5 protein-coding genes are annotated in these 4,047 nt (G+C 55.4%); 2 read left to right on the forward strand and 3 right to left on the reverse strand.

Going from position 1 to position 4,047, the window contains the following annotated elements; all coding sequences use genetic code 11:
* Positions 1-499 precede the first annotated feature (499 nt).
* A complete protein-coding gene (locus KJ653_08070; GenBank protein ID MBU0685785.1) occupies positions 500-1,147 on the forward strand; it encodes a DUF3800 domain-containing protein in 648 nt (215 codons plus the stop codon).
* Between the two features lie 129 nt (positions 1,148-1,276).
* Here the strand turns inward: KJ653_08070 and KJ653_08075 are convergent, their stop codons facing one another.
* From KJ653_08075 to KJ653_08085, 3 genes are all read right to left on the reverse strand, one after another.
* Entirely contained in the window at positions 1,277-1,531 is a 255-nt protein-coding gene (locus KJ653_08075; protein MBU0685786.1) for a hypothetical protein, read from the reverse strand.
* Between the two features lie 239 nt (positions 1,532-1,770).
* The gene (locus tag KJ653_08080) at positions 1,771-2,841 is read right to left on the reverse strand and encodes a hypothetical protein (GenBank protein ID MBU0685787.1); all 1,071 of its coding nucleotides are present in this window, start codon (positions 2,839-2,841) and stop codon (positions 1,771-1,773) included.
* A 49-nt stretch (positions 2,842-2,890) separates the two neighbouring features.
* Positions 2,891-3,100, reverse strand: a complete 210-nt coding sequence (locus KJ653_08085) for a hypothetical protein (protein ID MBU0685788.1) — start codon at positions 3,098-3,100, stop codon at positions 2,891-2,893.
* Between the two features lie 145 nt (positions 3,101-3,245).
* Between KJ653_08085 and KJ653_08090 the strand changes: the two genes are divergently transcribed.
* Entirely contained in the window at positions 3,246-3,905 is a 660-nt protein-coding gene (locus KJ653_08090) for a DUF3800 domain-containing protein (GenBank protein ID MBU0685789.1), read from the forward strand.
* Positions 3,906-4,047 lie beyond the last annotated feature (142 nt).

Raw genomic sequence — 4,047 nt, forward strand, 5'->3', positions numbered from 1 at the left:
CGGCTCTTCTTCAGCTGAGAGAAAAGCGCAGACCCTGGCCGGATTATTACCCGTGCACCTCATGGCGCACCATGACCAGCCAGGACTTACCTGCATGTTTCCCATGGTCGCGGTCAGTAATAAGGATTGCGAGCGGATGTAGCCCAAATCATCTCGTCCTGAGTCCGATGATATGATTCCCTGCCGGTCCTCCTACGTAGAACACGTTCGAATCGTTCAGGGCGGCGATGATCCTGTCGGAATCGATGACAACCACCCCGAACGGGAACTCCTGGGCCCCGGTCGAGTTCCAGTCGGTCTCCAGGACTTAGAAAGATGATGAGTTCAAATCAATCCCTTCCATGAGGTCGTACGGCAGTCCCCTGGTCCCGTTCAGATCGAACAGCCTCGCCCCCAGTCTTCCCCAAACACCTAGATATCCGCACCGGCTGGGGCGGGGCAGATAGGATAGCCTACCTGTAATGACAACTCTCTTCGCCATCCAGCCAGACTAATACCCGTGCATTTCAGCACGGTGTTTGTGGACGAATCCGGAGATCTTGGATTCGGACAGGGCTCCTCCAAATACATCACGATAGGGGCCTTGATAGCCAGGCATCCAGAGGCTATTGAGAGGATTCCATTGCGGATTCGAAAGAGGCGGCTCAAGAAAAGCTTGCGTCAGAAACCTGAGTTGAAGTTTCATAACTCAAGCCCTGACGTCAGGCGGAGTGTGCTGAGGATGATAATGGCTCTCCCAGAGATCTCCATCGCAAGCATGATCGTGAACAAGACTGGAATGCCAGACGGGCTCAGACGCCGCCCCGAGAGCTTCTATGACAGAGTCTGCGGCGAGCTGCTTGCAGATATCATTGTGGTTCAAGGAGGGAGGTGTGCTTATCACGTGGTATTCGACGCGAGGCCACACAACCGATCCGCTAGCTATGACTTCGGAGGGCACATCGAAGAGGTAGTCGAGCGCGAACTGTCACGTGCGGGTGTCCTGCCAACCCACATCGATGTCTCCGTGATTGACTCACACAATTCGGGTGGCTTGCAGACCGCGGATTTCGTCGTCGGCTCCATCCAGAGGAAATACGCACGGGATGACCCCAGCTACTACAGAATCATCGCACCCGCAATGGTAATCGAGAAAAGGCTCTTCTGAAAGAAAGCGCAGACCCCGGCCGGATTCTTGCACATGCGCCTCATGGCGCACTCTTACCTGCCGGGACTTACCTGCACTGTTTTCATCGCAACGGCTCCTAATAAGGCTTGTGTGTGGATGTAGCCCAAATCATCTCGTCCTGAATCCGATGAGTTGATTGCCCAGTGGTCCGCCGACATAGAACACGTTTGATTCGTTCAGCTTCTGTGAGATAGTCTCATTGGAAACGACAACGACCCCGAACGGGAACTCCTGGGCGCCCGAGGTGTTCCAGGCGGTCTCAAGAACGAAGAAGGAAGAACCGTTCAGGGCCAACCCTTCCCGCAGATCGTAGGGCAGTCCCCTTTTCCCCTCCAGGTCGAACAGCCTCGCGCCCGTCTCCACCCGGCAGGGGGATGATGAGTCGAGAAGTCCTCGAGATCGACTTCATCTGACCAAGTCGGTCATCCGAGCTCGAGTCTGTGCGTTGGATTGCGATTATGGCTACATCTAGCCGAAGAGTTAAATAGCGCCGAAGTGATTTCGTGAAATGGAGCCAATCTTCAACCGAAGGTTGGCTTGCATCAACAGATTATAAGCCTCTATCGTCCTTTTTCTCATCCCCGATTCCGACAGCTTGGTTCCTACCTCGGCTGGGGCTGATACTCGGTGAGGTCCATTGGAATTACTGGCACGTGTTTGAGCAAGGACTGACAAATCCCCCTGCCGCGCTCGCCGTAGAATGCGAACCGATCGTCCTTCCGCGCAAGCAAGAAGTCCTGGCTCGGATCGTAGAACTTGATGCAACCGCGGGCCTCGAGTGCCTCAGAAACAAGCTTGTCCATGATGGGCATGAAGGATATCATCTCCCTATGCTGTTGATTGTCGATGCCATCAGGACGCTTCTCTGCGCATAGGAAGAACACAGGACGACGGACCAGGTCTCTTGTGACGACCTGGTCCCTGCTGTACGGAACGATCTTCCTGAGATCAGGCTGCCCGATGAAGACCGGTCCCCCCTTCAAGGAGAGGTCGCGAAGGGCCTGCCTCACGGACTTATCGGAAAGCTTGATGTTCTCCATGTAATAGTTCCTCTTGAGCTGCCGATCTAGGACGGCCAAGATCCCATCCGCCATGGCCAGGCACGGGTTGCACGTGTCCCCTCTCACGAACAGCTGAGGATGAAGCGATTCTAGGGCATCCCAAGCCTTGGTGCGCTTGGCTTCGAAGAAATCTAGGTACACCCTGTCCGGGCGCTCAGCCTCCAATTGCAGGTACTTCCAGGCGCAGAGGGCGACATAGCCGGCCTTGTGTTCCTTCAGGAAGTCGACCGGATCGACCACCTCGGTCTGCATCTCGTAGACGAAGATCCTCGGGACCTTCGACGGTGGGATCACAGTGTAGAAAACATGGACGAAACCGATGTGAGCCCGCAACTCCTTGATAAGGCCCTCGTAGAAGTCGGCAGCCGAATCCAAGCCCCCGAGGACCCTCGCAACGCTGTATGAGTCGAATACTCTCCGGTTCAGCCTTATCCTGTGACGGGATGCACTGGCAGCCACCGCTTCGCTGTAAGCGTTCTGAAAGGCCTCTTCGTCATCGAATCGGACTCCAACACCTATGGGGCAGAAGAAATCCTTGAACACTCCCTTGACGTTGAACTCCTTAGAGTCGAATGCAACAACGCTTGCCACAAGGACATCACTCGCGGGCATTCGATATCAATCTTGTTAGTGCCTGCAGTCCACCGACACGGGCGCGATACTATCTCGTCCAGAACCCGACGATATGATTCTCAGCCGGTCCTCCGACGTAGAACACGCTCGAATCGTTCAGGGTGGCGATTATCCTGTCGGAGTCGACTACAACCACCCCGAACGGGAACTCCTGCGCTCCGTCCGTGCTCCAGCTACGCTCGAGAACGAAGAAGCTCGACCCGTTCAGTGCGATCCCCTCCCTGAGGTCGTACGGCAAGCCCCTAGAACCGTTCAGGTCGAACAGCCTCGCGCCTGGCTCTTTCGGAGACCCGCCTCGACCACGAAGTGTGGTAGGAGATGATGCGTCGAGCTAGGCTACAGGTAGTGGCAATTCACTTGTTCTTCAGCCCGGACTTCCGACTGTGGTAAGACGTTTTGTCTTCGTTGACGAGTCAGGGGACCTCGGATTCGGTGAAGGGGGGTCTCAACACGTAACGATGGCTGCGGTGGTCACGAGTTCTCCCAGGCAGCTCGAACGAATTCCCCTGAAGATCCGGAGGAGGAGACTGAAGAAGAGCCTCCTCAAGATGCCTGAGCTCAAGTTCCAGAATTCCGGACCGGGAATCAGAAAGGCGACCCTGAACATGGTAGGGCGACTGGAAGATGTCTCAATAACGAGCATCACCGTGGTCAAGACCGGTTCTCCACAGAGGAGACGGAAGTGTTCAGGCGAAGCGCTCTATCTTTGGTTGGCGGGGGAACTCTTGCTTGAGGTGGCCTTGCGAGGCAGGTCAGGAAACGAGTTCAACTTCATTTTCGATGCGAGGCCATTGGGGAGGTCGCTTGGACGTTCGTTCGAAGAACGGATGAATTCGATCGTCGTAGAACGGTGCGGACTGTTGCGAGCGATCCCTCCGAGAATCCGCATCTCGCGGTTCGATTCCATGAACTCAAAGGGGCTGCAGGTCGCAGATTTCGTGGCAGGGGCAGTTCAAAGGAAGTACGAACATGGAGAGACCTGCTACTTCGACCTAATCTCATCGAGGGTAGAACTGGACAGAATGACTCCGCTGGGTCCATGAGATATGCGCAGACCCTGGCCGGATTATTGCCTGTGCGTACCAGGGCGCACCATGACCAGCCAGGACTTACCTGCGCTGTTCTCATCGCAACGGCTCCTAATAAGTCTTACGTGTGGATGTAGCCCAATCATCTCGTCCTGAA

The sequence above is a fragment of the Candidatus Thermoplasmatota archaeon genome (assembly GCA_018814355.1).
Lineage (GTDB): Archaea > Thermoplasmatota > Thermoplasmata > UBA10834 > UBA10834 > COMBO-56-21.